The 19,971-nt window shown below is 27.3% G+C and carries 20 protein-coding genes; 10 read left to right on the forward strand and 10 right to left on the reverse strand.

The genetic code is table 11. The features are described 5' to 3' along the window. Positions 1-79: 79 nt before the first annotated feature. Positions 80-658: a hypothetical protein gene (locus tag DB723_RS00005; RefSeq protein WP_151551188.1), complete on the forward strand. Its 579-nt coding sequence runs from the start codon at positions 80-82 to the stop codon at positions 656-658. 41 nt (positions 659-699) lie between these two features. On the opposite strand, the gene DB723_RS00010 is transcribed toward DB723_RS00005, so the two are convergent. Both DB723_RS00010 and DB723_RS00015 read right to left on the reverse strand, forming a co-directional pair. After that, complete coding sequence (locus DB723_RS00010; protein ID WP_151551190.1) at positions 700-1,725, reverse strand: glycoside hydrolase family 3 N-terminal domain-containing protein; 1,026 nt, start codon at positions 1,723-1,725, stop codon at positions 700-702. Next, positions 1,713-3,194, reverse strand: coding sequence for a UTP--glucose-1-phosphate uridylyltransferase (locus DB723_RS00015; protein ID WP_151551191.1), 1,482 nt, complete (start codon positions 3,192-3,194; stop codon positions 1,713-1,715). Before DB723_RS00015 ends, DB723_RS00010 begins: the two co-directional genes overlap by 13 nt. Before the next feature lie 143 nt (positions 3,195-3,337). On the opposite strand from DB723_RS00015, the gene DB723_RS00020 reads away from it, so the two are divergent. Next, entirely contained in the window at positions 3,338-5,125 is a 1,788-nt protein-coding gene (locus tag DB723_RS00020; RefSeq protein WP_188093249.1) for a phosphoglucomutase, read from the forward strand. Between the two features lie 68 nt (positions 5,126-5,193). Here the strand turns inward: DB723_RS00020 and trpS are convergent, their stop codons facing one another. From trpS to DB723_RS00035, 3 genes are read right to left on the reverse strand one after another with little or no spacing between them, the layout of a single operon-like run. Continuing rightward, the gene (gene trpS, locus DB723_RS00025; protein ID WP_151551193.1) at positions 5,194-6,243 is read right to left on the reverse strand and encodes a tryptophan--tRNA ligase; all 1,050 of its coding nucleotides are present in this window, start codon (positions 6,241-6,243) and stop codon (positions 5,194-5,196) included. A 2-nt stretch (positions 6,244-6,245) separates the two neighbouring features. Next, positions 6,246-7,337 carry an AI-2E family transporter gene (locus DB723_RS00030; protein ID WP_151551194.1) on the reverse strand — a complete coding sequence of 364 codons (1,092 nt, stop codon included), beginning with the start codon at positions 7,335-7,337 and terminating at the stop codon, positions 6,246-6,248. Between the two features lie 57 nt (positions 7,338-7,394). After that, positions 7,395-8,252 carry an HAD family hydrolase gene (locus DB723_RS00035; RefSeq protein ID WP_151551195.1) on the reverse strand — a complete coding sequence of 286 codons (858 nt, stop codon included), beginning with the start codon at positions 8,250-8,252 and terminating at the stop codon, positions 7,395-7,397. A 118-nt stretch (positions 8,253-8,370) separates the two neighbouring features. On the opposite strand from DB723_RS00035, the gene cdaA reads away from it, so the two are divergent. Genes cdaA through priA form a run of 7 tightly spaced genes read left to right on the forward strand, consistent with a single transcriptional unit; the run spans position 8,371 to position 14,678 of the window. Further along, the gene (cdaA, locus tag DB723_RS00040) at positions 8,371-9,141 is read left to right on the forward strand and encodes a diadenylate cyclase CdaA (RefSeq protein ID WP_151551197.1); all 771 of its coding nucleotides are present in this window, start codon (positions 8,371-8,373) and stop codon (positions 9,139-9,141) included. A gap of 4 nt (positions 9,142-9,145) precedes the next feature. Further along, positions 9,146-10,150 (forward strand): YbbR-like domain-containing protein, encoded by a 1,005-nt coding sequence (locus DB723_RS00045; RefSeq protein ID WP_151551198.1) that lies wholly within the window; start codon positions 9,146-9,148, stop codon positions 10,148-10,150. Next, a complete protein-coding gene (gene acpS / locus DB723_RS00050) occupies positions 10,147-10,521 on the forward strand; it encodes a holo-ACP synthase (protein ID WP_151551199.1) in 375 nt (124 codons plus the stop codon). Before DB723_RS00045 ends, acpS begins: the two co-directional genes overlap by 4 nt. 3 nt (positions 10,522-10,524) lie before the next feature. Then, the gene (locus DB723_RS00055; protein WP_151551200.1) at positions 10,525-11,364 is read left to right on the forward strand and encodes a DUF2225 domain-containing protein; all 840 of its coding nucleotides are present in this window, start codon (positions 10,525-10,527) and stop codon (positions 11,362-11,364) included. Continuing rightward, positions 11,365-12,105, forward strand: coding sequence for a tRNA pseudouridine(38-40) synthase TruA (gene truA, locus DB723_RS00060; protein ID WP_151551201.1), 741 nt, complete (start codon positions 11,365-11,367; stop codon positions 12,103-12,105). It begins immediately after the preceding gene. Next, positions 12,098-12,697 carry a uracil-DNA glycosylase family protein gene (locus DB723_RS00065; RefSeq protein WP_151551203.1) on the forward strand — a complete coding sequence of 200 codons (600 nt, stop codon included), beginning with the start codon at positions 12,098-12,100 and terminating at the stop codon, positions 12,695-12,697. The genes truA and DB723_RS00065 overlap by 8 nt, the downstream gene beginning before the upstream one ends. Further along, positions 12,690-14,678: a replication restart helicase PriA gene (gene priA / locus DB723_RS00070; protein ID WP_151551204.1), complete on the forward strand. Its 1,989-nt coding sequence runs from the start codon at positions 12,690-12,692 to the stop codon at positions 14,676-14,678. Before DB723_RS00065 ends, priA begins: the two co-directional genes overlap by 8 nt. Here the strand turns inward: priA and udk are convergent. Then, positions 14,675-15,295 carry a uridine kinase gene (udk, locus tag DB723_RS00075; protein ID WP_151551206.1) on the reverse strand — a complete coding sequence of 207 codons (621 nt, stop codon included), beginning with the start codon at positions 15,293-15,295 and terminating at the stop codon, positions 14,675-14,677. The genes priA and udk overlap by 4 nt on opposite strands. Continuing rightward, entirely contained in the window at positions 15,288-15,671 is a 384-nt protein-coding gene (locus tag DB723_RS00080; protein WP_151552881.1) for a rhodanese-like domain-containing protein, read from the reverse strand. Before DB723_RS00080 ends, udk begins: the two co-directional genes overlap by 8 nt. 139 nt (positions 15,672-15,810) lie before the next feature. Between DB723_RS00080 and DB723_RS00085 the strand changes: the two genes are divergently transcribed. Further along, positions 15,811-16,776 (forward strand): YitT family protein, encoded by a 966-nt coding sequence (locus DB723_RS00085; protein WP_151551207.1) that lies wholly within the window; start codon positions 15,811-15,813, stop codon positions 16,774-16,776. On the opposite strand, the gene DB723_RS00090 is transcribed toward DB723_RS00085, so the two are convergent. The 3 genes from DB723_RS00090 to DB723_RS00100 are packed head-to-tail and all read right to left on the reverse strand — an operon-like array spanning position 16,773 to position 19,945. Next, a complete protein-coding gene (locus tag DB723_RS00090) occupies positions 16,773-17,756 on the reverse strand; it encodes an RluA family pseudouridine synthase (protein WP_151551209.1) in 984 nt (327 codons plus the stop codon). The two genes, DB723_RS00085 and DB723_RS00090, sit on opposite strands and share 4 nt — an antisense overlap. A gap of 4 nt (positions 17,757-17,760) precedes the next feature. Further along, complete coding sequence (locus DB723_RS00095) at positions 17,761-18,270, reverse strand: hypothetical protein (RefSeq protein ID WP_151551210.1); 510 nt, start codon at positions 18,268-18,270, stop codon at positions 17,761-17,763. A gap of 7 nt (positions 18,271-18,277) precedes the next feature. After that, positions 18,278-19,945, reverse strand: a complete 1,668-nt coding sequence (locus DB723_RS00100; protein WP_151551212.1) for a diphosphate--fructose-6-phosphate 1-phosphotransferase — start codon at positions 19,943-19,945, stop codon at positions 18,278-18,280. Positions 19,946-19,971: the final 26 nt, after the last annotated feature.

Genomic DNA, 19,971 nt, shown 5'->3' on the forward strand with positions numbered 1-19,971 from the left:
ATTTAATAGTATACAAAATATTTGAAAAAAATAAACTATCAGTATATTATATTCTTATTAAATTAATTAAAATTAAAATATGAATATAATATTATCGACCTTTTTTTATTTATTGATATGTAGCATGAATTTATTTTGTTTTCAAAATAAATTCATTACTAATCGCTGGGAATTCCCTAAAGAGAGTTTAATAAAAAAAAAAATAAAAATAGGTATAACTTATCATAACTACATAAATCCCATCTTTTATAATGAAAACTATAAATACATTGCCTTTATTGGAATATCAACATCTTATAATGAATGGATTGAAATGCAGTTCAGTCCTATAAATTTTTTTACCATTCCAATAAATAAAGATTTTATTTCAAATGCTTATTTCAACTTAGCTTTCACTATTTACATTGCTAAATATTCAATTTTAGCTGATACAATTAATATAAAATTCTTAATTGGAACCCAAGTAAATTTAACTTTAAGAACTACTATATTTACAGGAAAAACAACTAATGCATTTCTCTATCCAATCTTCCCCCTAATTACCTTTAAATTTGAAATTGATTTTATACCCAATAACTATAGCATTTACTGCAAACTATCAACTTCTTTTAAAGAATTTATTCTTTTAGATCTAGGAATCTCTATACTTATATCATAAAAACACGCAGATTAAAAACCAATCGTTAAATAATGATTTCATTAAGGAATAAGTACTATATTCATACCTGAATTTAAAGACTTTTTAATAGCATTTTCAACATTAGGAAAACTTGTTGTAATTGCGCCCATATCATAAGAATCTGTTATCATAATACTAGTAATATTTAAATTTTCCCTTATAATATTAACAATGGCTTTAGACATACTCGTTATATCTTTAGAAATTTTAGGAACATTCACATGACCAATCATAATAAATTTAGAAGCTCTGCCAAAAACAAACGGCACAAAATTATTTAACATTAAAAAGCTTTTACTATAAGGCAAAAACGCCAAATATTTATGTGTATCTATAGTTGTTCCCCCTAATCCGGGAAAATGTTTGATTGCTGAAAATACTCCATGACTTTGCATGCCATCAATAAAAGCCTCTACCATAAGTCCAATATTATAAGCAGAATATTCTCCAAATGTTCTATTTAGCAAAGGCGTGTGTGGTGCAAATTTTATATCAGCAACTGGAGCCATATTTAAATTAATACCAAGTCTCCGCAATTGCTTAGCAAGAACTTCGCCAATTTTATAAATAAGATGCAAATCTTTAACACCACCCACATACTCCATAGGTGGAAAATTATAAACTCCCATTTTTTTATTTTCACTAGCTCTACTAACTATTCCACCCTCTTCATCAATAGCAATAAAAATATCATATCCAACATGATTTTTTATTGCTCTAATTAATTCTCTTGTCTGTTGAGCATCTTTTAAATTTTCCCTAAACAAAATTATACCAATTGGATTAATCTTTCTTATCCTATTAATATCATCGACATTGAACGCTTGAGCATTCTTAAAATCCGCTAAATTTCTAATCCCAATAAATAAGTTTCTATCCTTTAAAATAGTTTGAAAATCGAATTCACCTAAAAAGTTCATTAAATCTACAAGATCTGATTTATCTTTATTAAAATATTCATAATCTATTTCTGGCAAAGATTCTGCTGCAAATAAATCTAAACAAAAATAAAAAAATATAAAAGATAAAGCTTTTAAAAAGTCCATCTATAAAGCCCACACAGCAAGCCATAATCTTTTAATAATAAAGCAGAAAGAGAACAATTATATAAACCTTTAGTAGCCTCAAAATCATCGATTTTCTTCCTATAATTATGCTCACATCTATCTTCAAGGCAACTGCTATTAAGTAACATGTCAATAAATAACTTTGCAGGAAGAAATCTTTTACTTCTGTCAACCGTTAAGATTAATGGATTTTTCATTAATCTTAACACTTCCCAAGTTATTTGCTCAACCGAAACATATTTGCCAATTTCTTTATTTTGCTCAATAATTCTAATGGGCATTTTTTCTATTATTTGATCAATATTTTTTATCAAATACTCTAAATTAAAAAGCCCAGTAGCACAATTAAATAATAGGGGATTGCCTTTATTCTCAAACTCTTCTATTCTCTCAGAAGAAATCCCCCCACCAATATCAACACAAGTTAAACGATTTTCACCATTTACTGCTAATACTCCCCCCTTAAAATCTGTCTTGCTTTTAAAACTAAATTCAAATCCAGAAGAACAATTAGTTAAGGCCATTACAGCAAGAGCCTTAAAATTAATTGTAAAGCCCATATTATCAACATTGCCAATGTATACAAATCTTTTCCCAGATTCGTAAAGCTGTAAATAAATATCTTTTAAAATTTTAAAATTTTGACCATGACCAGCAGGCAAAGCTAAAATAGAATTATTATTTTTATTATCCTTGAAAGTAAAATATTGATAATTAGAGCCATTCAGTTTTTCATAACAATAAACTAAGGGTTGGACAGCCGTAAAAATATCTTCTTTTTTAAAATTACAAAAATTTACACTTTTAATTAAATCATCTACAAATAAATCATCCAAAAATTTTGAAATTAATTCATTGGTTTTGCAACTAGTCATTTGAAACATTGAAGGCTTAATCCTTTTACCATACAAAGATTCGTATATTTTGGCAACCATTAAAAGGTGTCTGATTTTCAAAGCCAAAAATGAAAATCCAAAGCTGCCATCTTTATTAATATAAGCTGGGGTTATACCCTTTGGAAGTTTTCCAAATTTTTCCTTAAATTCAAGTATTTTAGATTCATATAGCACATATAAATCTTCACTTAACCCTCTATTTTTAGCTAAATCAAAATAACTTGTTGCAGAACCCCCATTTAAGATTCCAAAAGAAAGATATGGAAAAAGAGCTAGTCCTAAATTTTCAAGATCACAAGAAGAAAAAATATAAAAATTACCTTCTTCTAAACGCAAAAACTTATAATAATCATAAAAATATTTTTTTAAATTATCTTCAACCATACCTTTATTAAACTTAAAACTCTTAATTTTATCTGAAATATTAAAAATATTTTCATGATTATCACAAGGGAAATATTTAATAGTTTCAAAATTATTAATTCCTATCTCACCAGAATTAAGTTTTTTGAGTATCATTTCAGAAAAAATTTTATCAACTTGAATATTCATTGGTTAAAACTAAAATCCTTAAGATAAAACTTATCAATATAGGCAAAAAAATAAATTTTTAAGTATAATAATATAAGTACCTATATTGTTGATTGATTATTATAGCAATAATATGGCTAGAATATCAATGAGAAGAAATTTACATGCTTAAACAATATTCACTTAACATGAAAAGTTTTAAAAAAGCTTTTGACGAGATGATATTTTCTCCTTCGGGATTTAGAAAAATTTTTGCAAAATCAAAAAATAAAGATTCAATAGAAAATGAAATAGACAATGAAGATAAAGTACTAATAGCATTAATAATCTTTACAATATCAAATTATTTTAAAAATGAATCCAAACCATATATTGGATTAGGATTAGACTCAAGACCAACTGGCAACATTATTGCAGAAATAACAATGAAAACACTAATAACAAATAAAGAAAAGATTAAATTTTTTGGCATACTGCCAATAACTGAAATTTTAGCTTGTACAAAAAATAGCAAAGATTTAAAGGGCTTTATTTACATCTCTGCAAGTCACAACCCAACAGGATACAATGGAATAAAAATAGGATTAAACGATGGTGGCGTGCTAAATTCTTCAAAAGCTCATGAAATAATAAAACAAATTAAAAATAATAGTCAAAATGAAAAGTTAATAAATCACTTAATTAATACTCTAAACAAATTTGATGAAGATAAATGCCATTTAGAGGATTATAACAAAACAATAACATTAGAAATAAAAAATAAAAAACAATCTTACGACGTATATAAATCATTAATACATGAAATAGCATATGAAAACGATATTAACAATAAAAATATCGAAATTCTGAAAAAAAGAATACTAAAAAATCCAATTGGAATAATAGCAGAAATGAATGGAAGCTCTAGAATCAATTCAATAGATAAAGAATTGATAGAATCTTTGGGATTGAAAATGGAATTATATAATGACAAAATAGGTATTTTTAAGCATAATATTATTCCTGAAGGAAAATCTTTAAATGAATGTAAAAATCTGCTACAAAAGAAATATATACAAGACAATTCTTTTGAACTAGGATATGTACCAGATTGTGATGGAGATAGGGGCAATCTAGTGTTTATAGACAAAGTCACAAACACTGCGAATATCATTGAGGCTCAAAAAATATTTGCACTTGTAGTAATTTCAGAGCTTAGCTATCTTTATTATACAGGAATAAGAAATAACGTAGCCATAGTAACCAATGATGCAACATCTCTAAATATTGAAAAAATTGCAAATTTTTTCAACGCCAAAGTTTATAGGGTAGAAGTTGGAGAGGCCAATCTAACAGAAATGGCAGATGACTTAAGAGTCCAGGGATTGATTGTAAAAATTTCGGGGGAAGGATCAAATGGAGGTTGCATAATACACCCTTCAAGGGTAAGAGACCCAATTACTACTCTACTTAGTATCGTAAAATTATTAAAAATGAAAGAACTTTACCAAATATGGTGCAAATTGTCTAAAAATTACTATAAAGAAAATTACGACTTAAAAGATATTTTAAATACAACAAATTTTTATAGCAATGTAGTAGTATCATCCAAAAAAGCGAACTTAGAAAATCTTAAAATAGAAAATCAAGAAATTTTAAAAAGTAATTATGAAAATTTATTAATTAAAGAGATAAAAAGCAATAAGTTATTTAAAGAATTATCAATAATTGATTATGAAATTATTAACTATGAAGGTAAAAGACAATCTAAGATTAGAACGGGAGATTCCTCAGGGGGACTAAAGGTATTGTTAAAAACTGATAAAGAAATTGTTGCAACATTATGGATGAGAATCTCAAAAACAGAACCAGTAACAAGAGTGCTCAGCGAAGTTATTTATTCGAAAAAAAACATTTTGTTCAAGCTACTAGAATTTAATAAAAACTTAATAAAAAAAGCAAATCTACTATAAAATTAATATTGTTTGATTAAATAATAAGTTAATTAGTAATATATGGGCCAGGCATAAAAAATAAAAAATTAATAATTTTTTATTTTTTCAACACTATATTTTATTCCATTCCAAGTCTTTGAAAGTCCTATTAAATCCTTAACATCTTTTACTACTTTATTTGCAATAAACCTTGCCTTGCTCGTACCATCAAAAATAATTTCATCAATGTAATCTTTTTTTTTGGCTTCATAAAAACTTCTTTTATCTCTAATTGGCTTTAAGAAGCTATTCAAAGCTAAAAACAATTTTCTCTTAACTTCAACATCACCCACTTTACCTTCCTTATACCTACTTTTAAGATCTTCAACTTCTTCGTGATTACTATTAAAAATACTATGATAAATAAAAACGGGATTACCATCAACATTACCGGGAATATCCGACCTTATTCTATTTGGATCTGTATACATAGACATAATTTTTTTTTCTAACAAATTTTCATCATCGTTTAAAAAAATTGCATTATTAAGACTCTTACTCATTTTATTTTTACCGTAAATACCCACTAAAGGGCAAGAATCTGTGAAAACAGATTCAGGTATTGGGAAAAAATTACTTTTGTACAAATAATTAAATCTTCTTGCAAGTTCTCTTGCAAATTCAATATGAGATTCATTATCACGCCCAACGGGCACTAAATTTGCTTTTGCCATTAAAATATCTGCACTCATAAGAACAGGGTATCCTAAAAGACCATAAGGAATCTCTTTAAGCCCAGCTGCAATGCTCATGTCCTTTATACTTGGAATCCTTTGTAACCGCGCAACAGTAACAATCATTGAAAATATTAAATGAAGCTCAAAAAGCTCAGGTATAGCTGATTGCAAATATATATTAACCTTATTGGGATCAATTCCACAAGCAAGATAATCCAAAACCATTTCTCTAACATTAGAAGGTATTGTACTAATGCTTTTTAAATCAGGCTTTGTGGTAAGAGTGTGCAAATCCGCTATAATAAAATATGTTTCATACTCTTCTTGAAATTTCAACCGATTTACTACAGATCCCACATAATGCCCCAAATGAAGAGCACCAGTAGGTCTGTCTCCTGTAAGCATAACCTTTCTTTCCAAAATCAAATCTCCTTACTTTTGCCTGAAACAGGACTAATATCACTTAAAATCTCAGATCCCCCCCCAAAAAATACAGAAAAAGACTTTAACCAGATTACATTGTCTACTATTACCTTTACAATTACGGTAAAAGGATAAGCTATTAGAAGACCCACAATGCCCCAAAGCCATCCCCAAAAAAATAAAAAACATAATAGCAAAAATGGCGAAATATCAAGTCTTTTTCCTTGCATCTTGGGCTCAAGAATATTTCCAATTAACATTTGAACAGAGGTATTATATATAAAAATATAAAGCACTATATTTAAATTTGGATAAAATTGAATTAAAGATGTTATTACAATAAAAAACACAGCTAATATAGATCCAATGCTGGGAATAAAATTGAAAACAAAGGTAAGAACTGCCCAAACAAGAGGGAAGTCTTGGCCAAATAAAGTTAATCCAATAAACACTAAAATACCTGTTAAGCAGCTTACAAGAATTTTTATACCTAAATATTTGCCAATTTGATTATTAATCGTATCTAAAGCCCCAATAAATCTAGTAGATACTGGTTTTTTAAAAGCTTTATCAAGCTTCATTCCAAAAACATGTATTTCTGAAAGCAAAAAATACAACAATAAAAAGACTACCACTAAACTACTTGTAAATCCAATAATCTCATTAGAAGCTCTTGTTAAAAACGAATAAATGTAACCAGAAAAATTCATATCATTAATAACAGAACTATCAATTTTATAGCGACTAAGAGCATCTTTCATAATAAATGCTAATTGATTTTGATAATAGGGCAATTGTTTCATTAAAACAGTAACGCTGTAATAAACGAAGCTAAAAACTAAATAAGAAAAAGAAAATAATAAAAAAAATATAATAAAAACTATTAAAAATTTTGGAACTTTAAATCTTGCCAAAAAAGTATAGACAGGATAAACTAAAAATCCTAACACTATGGAAATAGCCAAAGGTTTAAATACAGCTTCTGCTATTTTAAAAGCCCCAATAAATATTAAAACTATAACAATACAATAAAAAACAGATTCTACTCTCCAAGGCCTTAACCCTTGATTTGTATTTAAATCTTTAAACATATTTCCCCTTTCTATTTTTTTACTGCTTTTATCAACTAAACAAAAGTAATACAGAAATTACACGTTCAAGCAAATTTTCTCCATTATCCAATTATACAATTTAGTGCCCTTGCTATAATTAGCTTCAGCAAAATCTCCCACTCTATTATCATAAAACAATTTTTTTGCATTCTTATCATTTCCATGATACACTGTCAAAGTATTCCTACAATGATTCAAAATATTATTTAAGATTTCAAATGCAGGAATATCACTAAATCCATCAGCAATGTAGAATATATTTTTAAAAGGAATTTGTCTTTTACTCTTTGGCACTCTCTCGTTAATCTTTTCATAAGAGCCTTTATTGATTTCAAAAATAACCCTGGTTTTTATTGTATGATCTACAAAATAGCAAACACTGCTTAAAACCTTATTTTTAGAAAATTTATCATCTCTAAGTTCATAAAAAGGCATCAAATAAGAGTCTATAAACTCACATGCCCACACTTTGCTCACATAAGGCGCAACTTTGCTCCCCAAAATCATTTGTCTAAAACCACTTGAAACAATATAAATCTTGACTTGAGAATTATCATTTTCCAACTTCTTATTTATTTCAGATATTTCATCAAATAAACCAATAACCCCTTCAAAAAATCTTAACCTAGCACCTAAATTAAATAATGCTTTATTATCAAGACTTTTAAAAAATCCTTCTTTTACATAGGTTAAAAAATGGGATAAATATATCATTTCATTAGAAATTATATTATAACCATTTTGTCTATAAACATACTCTAAACCTTCAACTTCTCTCCAAAATGAACAAGAATCAACACAATACTCATCAAAAAGCACTTGTTGCATATTGCCATAAATAAGAGTATTGTCAAAATCAAATATTAAAGCTACAATATTTTCTCTTTCATTCATAAATTCAAAAACAATTTAATTATAAACTGCATTTAACAAACTGTGCTTATTTATATATTTTATATTATACTAATATAGGTTAATAAGTACAGTGTTTTAACATTGAGTAAAAAAATTTATGATAGACATAAATGACTTAAATCAAATAAAAGATACTTTTTCAAGAATTTTAGATCTAAGCTTAATTAGTATCTTAGTATATTACATATATAAAAACGTAATCAATTCTTATTCTACAAATCTATTAAAAGGAATATTAATTATCATCTCTGTAGGAATTATTTCATATTATTTAAATCTCTATACAATTAGCTGGGTATTAAATTATGTAGCCAATATACTACCAATAGCAATAGTCATACTTTTTAATCAAGAAATAAAAAAAATAATAATGCAAATTGGAAATTTCAATTTAGCTTTTAAGCTTTCAAATAAAAAAGAAGAAACCTTAAAAGTTATTTCTGAAATTCTAAAAGCAGTTAAACACCTATCTGAAAACAAATCTGGCAGCCTAATATGTATAGAAAAAAAAATACAGCTGGAACAAATAATAAACAAAGGAACTAAAATTGATGCACTAATATCTAGTGAACTACTGATATCACTATTTGAACGCGAAACTCCCCTTCACGATGGAGCCGTAATAATTAGTAAAAATAAATTAAAATATGCAGGCTCATTTTTGCCATTATCTAATGTTGATTCTATTAGCAAAGCATTTGGAACAAGGCATAGAGCAGGACTTGGGATTTCTGAAAATTCGGATGCAATAACAATAATAACCTCCGAAGAAACTGGATCTATTTCTATTACAATCAATGCCAAATTGGAATACAATTTAAGCTTAAGCGAAATTAGAAAAAAGCTAAATCTCGAGCTAATAGAGTAAAGTAATGAAAATAAGCAAAAAAATAATAAATATAACAAAGTTATTATTTGATGATTGGCAAAATAAAGCTATTTCTATTTTAATAGCTATTCTAATGTTTGTAGCATTTCATTTAAATAAAATAGAATCAATAACAACTGAAAAAGAATTCAACATCATCTTAAATGATCAAATAGCTCTTGAAAAAATGCCAGACTTTAGCAAAGTCAAGATTACAATAAAAGTCAACAAAGATGATTTAAAATACCTCGATCTTAATAAAATAATATTATTTATTGAAGCATCAAAAATAAAGATTCCTGGGAAATACAAGCTACCAATAAAAATAAAAAATTTTAACTCAATAAACATTGCAGAATATAAACTTTCAAAAACGAATGTATTGCTAAATCTTGATAACAAAATCTCCAAATTAGTTAAAATAGAACCCAAGTTTAAACTTATAGAAAAAGATGGTAAGGGGGAATATTTTATTGCAAAATATAATATATTGCCTGAAAATTTATTGGTATCTGGGTCTGAACAAGAACTCAAAAAAATAAACACTATTCAAACCAAAGTAAAAGAATTTGATACAAGAACCTTATTTGTATCAGATTATCTTGAAGTAGTTCCTCCAAATCCCCTAGTTGTGTTGGGAAAAAGTCATGTGGTAATAAATATTTATTTAAACAAAAAATATTCAAACACAACAATAAAAGCTCCCAATCTTATTTTTAATAATCTAAAAAATGGTCTTGAAATTAAAGATAAAGAGAAAATAATAAACTCAGAAAACAAAATGTTTGTAAAAATAAAAACAAGGCTTTCTGAAAAACAAATTAAAACTCATATAAACAATCAAAATATAAGCCTGGCTTTTGATTTGTCAGATATAAAAACCCCGGGAATTTACAGCATTCCTGCAAATATAATTCTTAAAGGAAATATTAATGAAACAGAAATATATGATTATGAACCCAAAAAAATAAAACTAGAAATAATTGAAAACTCAGAGATCAAACCATGAAGTCAATAGGATGTGATATAATAAAAGTAGAAAGATTTAAAAATTTTTTAGAAAATCAAAAAAAAATGGAGAGGTTCTTTACACATAAAGAAATTGAAAATTTTAAATTAAAAGGAGGTAGTATTATAGAAAGTTTAGCTGGAAAATTTGCAGCTAAAGAATCTTTAATCAAAGCATTAAGTCCACTTTTGCAATATAAAATAAATTATAGTCTTAAAGATATTGAAGTAATAAAATCTTTAAAAGGAAATGCAAGGTTTTGTTTGCACAATGAAATTGAAAAATTTGCAATAAAAATGAATTTAAAGCTATACCTAACAATATCCCATGAAAAGGAGTACGCTATTGCATTTGTAATAGTAGAAAATTAATTCATGAAAAAAATATCATATTTTACAAAAGAAAAAATTGAATGCCCTATATGCTCTTTTAAATTTCAAAAAGAAGAATTTTTAACTGGAAGTAGCAGACTAATAGCTGGAGAGTTAAAAATTGATCTAAAAAGGGAATATATAAAAAACGACAAATATGGCAACATTTATCCTAGAATATATTCTGTAACAGTATGTCCAAAATGCTACTTTGCAACATTCCCAAGTGAATTTAATTCAATCCCTAAAAGCAAAAAAGAAATACTGAAAAATAAAAAATCTGAAAGAAAAAAAATAAATTCTATTTTTGACGAGACTATCAATTTCAGCAAGCCTAGAACATTAAAAGAAGGAGCTGCAAGCTATATTCTTGCTATGCTATGTTATGAGCATCTTGAAAAGAATTATAGCCCCACCTTAAATCAAGCAAAATCAGCAATAAGAGCCGCTTGGACATTTGAAGACCTTGAAAAAGAAGACCCGGGCAAAAATTATAATTACCTTCAAAAAATATTTTATCACAAAGCTGCATATCTTTATAAACTAGTCATTGAAAAAGACAAAGACAATTCAGAACCTGTTAGCGCAGCAACCATATTTGGCCCAGATACAGATAAAAATTATGGATATGACAGTGTTCTTTACTTATCAGGCCTTTTAGAATACTTTTATGGAAATAAAGACAATAAAGAATACAGATATAAACAATTAAATGATATAAAAACTACTCTTTCTAAGATAGCAGGAATGGGAAAATTTTCAAAAGAAAAACCTTCAATCCTTTTAGATAAAATCAAAGAAGTCTACTTTAAAATATCAAAGGAAATGAAAAATCTTAAATAAATGAAAAAAATATTAGCTGAAATCGCTTATGAAGGGTCTAAATACCATGGATTTCAAATACAACCAGCAAAGCCTACAATTCAAGGAGAAATTGAAAAAGCCCTAATGAAAGTCAATAAAAAAAAAGTAAAGATTCATTCATCCGGAAGAACAGATAAAGGGGTTCATGCAAAAAGACATGTAATAACTTTTAATATGGACATCAATATTCAACTAAACAATCTAAAAAAAGCTTTAAATGCAATATTATTAAAAGACAGTATAAAAATACTAAAGCTCAAATATGTTAAAAATTCATTTCATCCACGTTTTAACGCTCAAAAAAGAAAATACAGTTACCATATATTAAACAGCGATAACTACTATCCTTGGGAAGGCTATCAAGCTCACCATGTAAATAAAAAACTAAACATAAGCAATTTAAACCAAATGGCTAAAATATTAATTGGAAGCCATGATTTTACCACATTTTCATGCATAAAAGATAAAAGTAAATCCAAATTTAGACATATATATTTTGCCAAATTTAAAAAAAGAGGAAAATATATTATCTTTGAAATAATAGGATCTTCTTTTTTATGGACAATGGTAAGATCAATAATAGGCACAATACTGGATATTGAAATAAAAAACGAACCGATTTCTACTTTTGAAACAATACTAAAATCAAAAAATAGAAACCTTACAAGAACAACTGCGCCTGCAAATGCTTTATTTTTAGACAAGGTTTACTATGAATAACAATATTTTAACTAAAAAACTTTTTTTACTTAAAATATTGAAAAATAACATCGAAGGCAAACTTACAGAAAATTTTGAAGAAATAGATAATCAGATTAAACAAAAAATAGAAGAAGTTAAAAATACTAAAATTTATCAAAAAAACGAAAATAACGCAGCACCTACAGAAGTACCTTTAAACAACAAAATTTTAACTAACATATTATCAAATAATAACTTACAAGAAAAAAGTATCAACAATTATATCATAATATATGTAAACAAAAATTACCTCAACGACCCCTCAAGAGATATTATAACAAAATGGTGCAAAGGCATAAACATACACAATTATAAAATAATAGATACTATTGAATCACTTAACTTGGAAATTGGAAACAAACCCCCTAAGGCAATTTTATCTTGCGAAGAAATAGATTTTTTCTTAAATCAACCGCTAAGAATTCAAATTGTAAGAGGAATAGAGCTAAGATTTAAAGGCATTCCATTAGTTTTTACATACCTTCCCGAAAATCAAATAAAAAATCCAGAGTTAAAAAAAGAAATATGGCAAGATTTAAAAATAATAAAGGGCATAATAAAATATGGATGAACATTATTATTCAACTTATTACTATGAAATTGCAATAAACATTCCTTTAAATAAACTTTTTTTTTACAAGTTTAACTTGAATCTAGAAATTGGAATAAGGGTAATGGTTAATTTTAATGGCTCTAATAAAATTGGAATAATTATTAAAAAATATTTTGAAAACGAATTCAAGGAAAAATTTGAATTCAAAATAAAAAAAATTATTAAAATAATAGATAAAACTAAAATAATAACAGAACATAATATTAATTTAGCACATTGGATTAGTAAAAAAACATTTTCAGGATTTGGAGAAACTTTATTCTTTGGATTACCCAAAAATTCAAAATCTAAAAAAAATCAAACACCACTTTCAATAAATGAGTACCCCCATTCATATCATGAAAAGCGCCTTCAGCTAAACATCGAACAACAAAATATTTACAAAGAAATTATTGAGTCAGACAAAACTAATGTTTTTTACCTTTTTGGAATACCTGGATCTGGAAAAACTGAAATATTTATCAAATTGTGTGAATACTACTTAACACTAGAAAAACAAGTGCTTTTCTTAATTCCTGAAATATCATTAGGATATCAAATAATAAAAAGAATAAAATATGCATTAAATATGGAAGATAAAATTTATGAATACAACTCTAAGGTTTTAAATTCTAATAAAAATTTAATATGGAATAAAGTCAAAAATGGAGAAAGTCTAGTTGTTATTGGCATTAAAAGTGTGCTCATGCTACCTTTTACCAACCTAAAACTAATAATTATGGACGAAGAACACGAAACTACATACAAATCTGAGAATATTCCAAGATTTCACTCAAGACACATATCATTTTTTTTACAAAAAAAATTTAATGCTAAATTTATAATGGGAAGTGCAACCCCCTCTCTTGAAGCATACTATGCAATGAAACATAACCAAATAAAAAAAATCATAATGCAAAACAAATTCTCTCAAAGCAAAATAGAAGATATAAAAATAATAAACATGAAAAAAGAACCTAGCACAATTTCATCAGAGCTATTATACAGTATTCAAAAAAGTCTAAACGAAAAAAGACAATCTTTAATTTTCATTAATAAAAGAGGGTATCTAAAAAATCTCGAATGCAACGAATGTGGTCATACAATTTATTGCCCAAATTGCTCATTTAGCCTTATTTACCATAAAAAGGAAAATAAACTTTTATGCCACTATTGTAATTATCAAACAAAAACAGCAAACCATTGCCCTCAATGTAAATCAAAAGACATTAAATACAAAACCTATGGAATTCAACTTGTTGAAAAAGAATTAAAAAAATTTTTGCCAAATGCAAAAATTGTAAGAATAGATTCCGATATTACAAAAATAGAAAATATAGACTCAATAAATAAGTTTGAGAACAAAGAAATAGATATACTTATCGGAACACAAATCATTGCAAAAGGATTCAATTTTGAAAATATTAAAACACTAGGCATAATCAACGCAGACATTGGAATAGGATTGCCTGATTTTAGAAGCAGCGAAAGAATTTTTACAATACTCTCACAGATTATGGGAAGAGCAGCAAGATTCAAAGATGACAACACGATTATCATACAAACAAAAAATCCTAATTATTATGCTATAAAATATGCTTACAAGAACCAATGCGAACAATTTTACGAACAAGAACTAGATATACGACAAAAATTAAACTATCCTCCGTTTAACAAAATTATTAGAATAATATTTAGAAGCAAAAATGAAGAATCTGCTAAACAAAAATGTTGGGAATTTTTTGAAAAATCTAAAGAATTTTTGCAAGAAGGAATTGAGCACCTAGGCCCATCAGAAGCCATTATGAAGAAAATATCTAAAAATTACAGATACAATATAATATACTTGTCAAAATCCTACAGCTTACTTGAAAAGCTAGTTAGCAAAACAAGAGAAAAAATAAAAATAACAAATACTGTTTATATTGAAATAGATTATTATCCAATTTCATTAATTTAGGTAAAATCTAAGCCTTCTTTACTTAAAGACTTAAGAAACGTTGAAAGTACATAAAGCGCTTTATCATTGTGACCCCCTTCAGGAATAATAAGATCAGCATATTCTTTCGTAGGCTCAATAAATCTGTAATACCCCCATCTAGTAGTGCTTAAATACTGATCAATCACAGACTCTAAAGTACGCCCTCTTTTAGAAATATCTCTCCTTAAACGCCTAATAAATCTAATATCATTTGGAGTGTCAATATATATTTTAAGATCTATTAAATTTCTTACTCTCTCTTCAACATAAATCATAATACCTTCAACAATAACAACAGGAGTTGGAACAACCAAAACCGTTTTAAGTTGTCTTTTATGATTAATAAAGTCATAAAGAGGCATATCTATTGGACTATTGTTTTTTAAATTTTTCAAATGTTCATAAAACAAATTATTATCAAAAGCATCTGGATGATCAAAATTTACCTTAGAAAATTCATGTTCATAATCACCAACGCTCCTATAGTAATTATCTTGAGAAATAAGGACAAATTCTGGAATAAACTCACTAATCTTGCTTACAACTGTAGTCTTTCCACTTCCAGAACCACCAGATATCCCAATAATCTTAGCCATCAACTAACTTCTTTTTTTCTTCCATTTGTGGTATGTCTTTCAAGGTGCCAGCTACAAACACATTCTTAAATCCCATACTTTTTAAAACTTTTTTCGCCTCGTAAGACTTATTAAAACTTTTGCCATAAACAATTATTTCTGAATCTAAATCGCCCAATTTATCTTTTTTAGCAAATAAATTATTAAAAGGAATATTAATTGATTTCAAATAATGGGACTTACTATATTCTTTAGAAGATCGAATATCCAAAATCTTTGCTCCATTTTTGATTTTCTCTAACAAAAACAGATTAATTCTTCTCATTCTAAGAATAATAAAAAACCAAATATAAAAAAAAAGCAGAGCTATTAATAACATAAATTTTGCATAATTCATAGCCATAGTTTTCATGAACATGATATCAAAAAAAATAAAAAAAGGGAATAAAATTGTTTTTTTTGCAAAATTAATATAGAATTCAAATAAATTGTTTATTAACTTGTAGCTTTAGCTTTAAAGCAACTCTAGCGTTAAGATGAAAAAGAAAAAAAAGATAAGTTGTCGTAGAATTAAAAAAAAACTCAAACTATTATTCATAATATTAACTAAAAAATTAAAAACTATAACTAAAAACCCTAAATTAATATTTGACAGCACAATGCAAATAACTTTAGGCTCTGCACTAATGGCAATTTCTACAAATGTTTTGTACATTCCTCATGGACTTCTTAGTGGGGGGATTGGAGGCATTTCATTAATGTTGCATTACCTGTTAAGTTTTAATTTAGGATGGACAATATTTGCATTAAACATCCCATTATTTCTTATTGGAATAAAATTTTTAAATATAACATTCATCATTCAAAGTTGGATTGCAATGGGATTATATTCTATTATTATAAACTACTCCCAATTTTTACAAAATAAAATACATCTTAATGATATGATGCTTGTATCAATACTAGCTGGACTTATTTCTGGACTTGGACTTGGACTTGTATTTAGGGGAAAAGGATCTTCAGGAGGATCAGACATAATTGCAATGATCATTAAAGAAAAATATTCAATTAGTATTGGAACAACAAATTTCATAGTTAATCTAGCAGTATTAATTCTTGCAACCTTTTTCTTTAATATTGAAATCGCACTTTATACACTAATAGCATCATTTGTAACATCTATTATGACAGACAAAACAAGCACTGGATTTGGCAATCAAAAAGCTATATTAATAATTTCAGATAAAGGAAAAGAAATTGCTTATCTTCTTACAAACAAGTTAAAATTAGCTGCTACGTTAATAAACGGGAAAGGAGCATGGGCAGGAACAGAAAAAACTATCGTATTTATAGTAGTTCCAATAATGCGTTTGTCAAGAATTAAGTATATATCACAAAAAGTTGATCCAAACTGTTTCATTACTGTTATTAACACTAATGAAATAACTGGAGGCAAAAAAATAACTGATGCGGTCTCATTAAAACAAGAAATTTCAAATTAAAAATCTCTTAAAAAAAGAACTAAATTATCAATAATCAACTTCAACTCATCGCTCTTGTAAAAATTCAACAAAAAATTAACAAATCTTTGCGGAAATTCAGAAATAAATTTCTCAAAAGAATTTTTTCCAACATCAATTTCAAGCTTATAAGAATGAAGCATTAAAGTGATTTCTTTAAAACTACTGTCCACTCTTCCATAAACCCCATCTCCCAATATGGGGAAGTTAAGATATTTCATATGAACTCTCAATTGATGCGTACGACCAGTTTTGGGCTTTAAAGCTAAAAGAGAATATCCCCCAAAATTGAGTAACAATCTATATTCTGTTAATGCTTTTTTACCTGTATCTTTAGAAACACCAAATCTTTTCCTACTGTGCTTATCTCTATCGATAAAAGATTCAATACTTCCAAAAACACTATTAAAATTTCCTTTAACAATTGCAATGTAAACTTTATTTGCCCTTTTGTCTTTAAACTGCTGGGCTAAAAACCTCAAAGTGCTAATATTTTTTGCACAAATTATCACACCAGAAGTATCTTTGTCTAATCTGTGAACAATTCCGGGTCTAATTTTTTCTTCATCAAAATTAATTTCTAATCTTTTTATATGATATAAAAGGAAATTTACAACAGTATCATCCCAATGCGATATTCCAGGATGACTTAAAATTCCTTGTGGTTTATTCAAAACAATAATGTTAGAATCTTCATAAATTATAACAATAGGAATATTATTGGGTCTAAGGCAATCAATTTGACTACTACTCTCTTCGTCAAATTCAATCAATATTTCATCATCCTTAAAAACAGGCTTAGATAATTTTATATTAAAAAATTTTCCATTGCTCTTTTTGAACGCTTCTACATTTCTTCTTTTAATCTGACTTCTAGTAAAAACTTCCAAATTGTATGATAGATAAAGATCCAATCTTAAAGCATTTTCTTTAACGATAAATTCTTTTTTAAGCCTTGCCATATTATCACTGAAGGAAATAGTCAATCAAAGCAATAGTTAATGCAAGTATAGCCCCAACGGAAGCTGAAATAATAAATTTTTTATAAATTTCATCTTTTGAAAAACTAGGACCATTTGAAAAAGGATACGGCACATAATTTTCATCCATTCCGCTATAAAAATAGTATCCTACATCAAAAAAAAACAAGCTCAAAAATAAAACTATTGGAAAAGATCCAATACTAATAGCCGAAAACCTAAATAAATCTTTTGCTGATTTTGACTCAAGATCATTTTCAAGATTTAAAGCCTTATTCTCTTGAATATTTTTATAAAGAAAAGAATCATCCTTATCATCAACAAGTTTATTTTTTTCATTAGAAACAAAATTGTCATCGGAAGTTGATTTATCTTGCAATGGCAAACTTTTAGCATCACTTAACTTTAAGTTATTCAAATTCAAATTGAAATAATCAATTGAATTTGAATAAACATTTAAAACACTAAAAAGCAGCAATAAGCTTCCAATAAGCATAAATTTACTACTTCAATAATTCTAATTTTAAAGTCTCAGCTAGATCATCAACAATCTCAGAAGAACCAAAATACTGCACAGGGCCTGGATATAAATACAAATTATTCAAAGCCCACTTATCACGATTTTTAACAAACTCTTTAAATGGTTTTCCCTCTAAATTAACTAGAGCTTTTTTTATAACAGGCTTTTGCTCTCCATACCTCTCTTCCATGTTCATCAACATCGTTAAAGGCACTCCTCCTGCAATCCAATCTGTTGGATTTAAATTTAGATTTTTTATACAAGACATATAGCCTGTTAGACCATTTAAAATAAGAACAACAGCATTATACCCTAAACTATAACAATAATCACTGTCAAAATTAGAAGGAAAAGCGCTTCTGCCTTCATAGCCAAAGAAATGATCTATTGGGATAAAGCTTACCTTATATTCTCCCCTTTTTTTCATGTCATTTAATCTTGATTGAACCATTTCAATAAACAATTTTTCAGTAGGAACTCTTGAAACATTAAAATTCCCATGAGGATCTCTTTCTAAGATTGATTTTACAAGTTCAAATTGAATAAACAAAGGCAAAGACAGATAAACTCCCCTCATATAATCACTAAGCTTGGCAACAAAAATTTCTTTCATTTTTTCAATATCAAGCGCCTTAAACTCACCTTCATTTTTATCAAAAATATCACATAATTCAATCATTAAAGACTTAACTTCTGGAATAAACTCAATTAAACCTTCAGGAACTATAACTACTCCAAAATTATCTCCATTTAAAGATCTCTTTAAAATAACAGACACCATTTCATCGACAATCTCAGACAAAGTTTTCTTTTTAGCTAAAACCTCTTCAGACACAATACAAATATTTGGATGGGTTTTTAAAGCGCATTCCAAAGCAACATGAGACGCACTCCTACCCATAAGTTTGACAAAATGCCAATATTTTTTAGTAGACATAGCATCTCTACATAAATTACCTATCATCTCAGAATAAATTTTTGTAGCAGAATCAAAACCAAATGAAATTTCAATATGATCATTTCTAAGATCAGCATCAATTGTCTTTGGAACTCCAATAACTCGAATATTCTCTCCCTTCTTTTTGAAATACTCTGCAAGAATAGCAGCATTGGTATTCGAATCATCACCGCCAATAATAATAATTGCATTAAGATTATTTTCTTTGGCAACAAATAAAGCTTTTTTGTAATGCTCTTCCGTTTCTATTTTTGTTCTTCCAGAAGATACAATATCAAAACCCCCAGTATTTCTGTAAGAATTTATTAAACTCTCAGTAAGTTCAATTTTGTCATTCTCTAAAAGACCTAAAGGACCTCCCTTGAATCCAAAAAGCTTTGAATTTACATTAAATTTTTTTATTGCATCAAAAACACCAGATATAACATTATGCCCCCCAGGAGCAGGTCCTCCAGAAAGAATAATTCCAATATTTAAAGCTTTTGAAAAAGATAAACTAGACTCACCTTCAGTAAAACTTACAATTGGCAGTCCATAGGTATTCTTAAAAAATTCCTTTAAAGCCTGTCTATCTTGAATTGCTTCGGTCTTTTCTCCATAAACTAAACCAATATTCCTAAAATCTTTTTTTAAAATACTTGGCAATTTGGGAATATACTTTTGCCTTTCCTGATTAAAAAGAGAAGTGTTCATACATTTTCCTCCTAATTAATTAAATT

The organism is Borrelia maritima (assembly GCF_008931845.1).
Classification (GTDB): domain Bacteria; phylum Spirochaetota; class Spirochaetia; order Borreliales; family Borreliaceae; genus Borreliella; species Borreliella maritima.

Bases quoted from the DNA above. Each gene is read 5' to 3' on its own strand.
- DB723_RS00065 (WP_151551203.1), top strand. From the start codon at position 12,098: ATGAATAACAATATTTTAACTAAAAAACTTTTTTTACTTAAAATATTG.
- DB723_RS00055 (WP_151551200.1), top strand. From the start codon at position 10,525: ATGAAAAAAATATCATATTTTACAAAAGAAAAAATTGAATGCCCTATA.
- DB723_RS00035 (WP_151551195.1), bottom strand. From the start codon at position 8,252: ATGAATGAAAGAGAAAATATTGTAGCTTTAATATTTGATTTTGACAAT.
- cdaA (WP_151551197.1), top strand. From the start codon at position 8,371: ATGATAGACATAAATGACTTAAATCAAATAAAAGATACTTTTTCAAGA.
- DB723_RS00085 (WP_151551207.1), top strand. From the start codon at position 15,811: ATGAAAAAGAAAAAAAAGATAAGTTGTCGTAGAATTAAAAAAAAACTC.
- DB723_RS00045 (WP_151551198.1), top strand. From the start codon at position 9,146: ATGAAAATAAGCAAAAAAATAATAAATATAACAAAGTTATTATTTGAT.
- udk (WP_151551206.1), bottom strand. From the start codon at position 15,295: ATGGCTAAGATTATTGGGATATCTGGTGGTTCTGGAAGTGGAAAGACT.
- DB723_RS00015 (WP_151551191.1), bottom strand. From the start codon at position 3,194: ATGAATATTCAAGTTGATAAAATTTTTTCTGAAATGATACTCAAAAAA.
- DB723_RS00080 (WP_151552881.1), bottom strand. From the start codon at position 15,671: ATGAATTATGCAAAATTTATGTTATTAATAGCTCTGCTTTTTTTTTAT.
- DB723_RS00030 (WP_151551194.1), bottom strand. From the start codon at position 7,337: ATGTTTAAAGATTTAAATACAAATCAAGGGTTAAGGCCTTGGAGAGTA.
- DB723_RS00005 (WP_151551188.1), top strand. From the start codon at position 80: ATGAATATAATATTATCGACCTTTTTTTATTTATTGATATGTAGCATG.
- DB723_RS00095 (WP_151551210.1), bottom strand. From the start codon at position 18,270: ATGCTTATTGGAAGCTTATTGCTGCTTTTTAGTGTTTTAAATGTTTAT.
- DB723_RS00100 (WP_151551212.1), bottom strand. From the start codon at position 19,945: ATGAACACTTCTCTTTTTAATCAGGAAAGGCAAAAGTATATTCCCAAA.
- truA (WP_151551201.1), top strand. From the start codon at position 11,365: ATGAAAAAAATATTAGCTGAAATCGCTTATGAAGGGTCTAAATACCAT.
- DB723_RS00090 (WP_151551209.1), bottom strand. From the start codon at position 17,756: ATGGCAAGGCTTAAAAAAGAATTTATCGTTAAAGAAAATGCTTTAAGA.
- priA (WP_151551204.1), top strand. From the start codon at position 12,690: ATGGATGAACATTATTATTCAACTTATTACTATGAAATTGCAATAAAC.
- acpS (WP_151551199.1), top strand. From the start codon at position 10,147: ATGAAGTCAATAGGATGTGATATAATAAAAGTAGAAAGATTTAAAAAT.
- DB723_RS00020 (WP_188093249.1), top strand. From the start codon at position 3,338: ATGCTTAAACAATATTCACTTAACATGAAAAGTTTTAAAAAAGCTTTT.
- DB723_RS00010 (WP_151551190.1), bottom strand. From the start codon at position 1,725: ATGGACTTTTTAAAAGCTTTATCTTTTATATTTTTTTATTTTTGTTTA.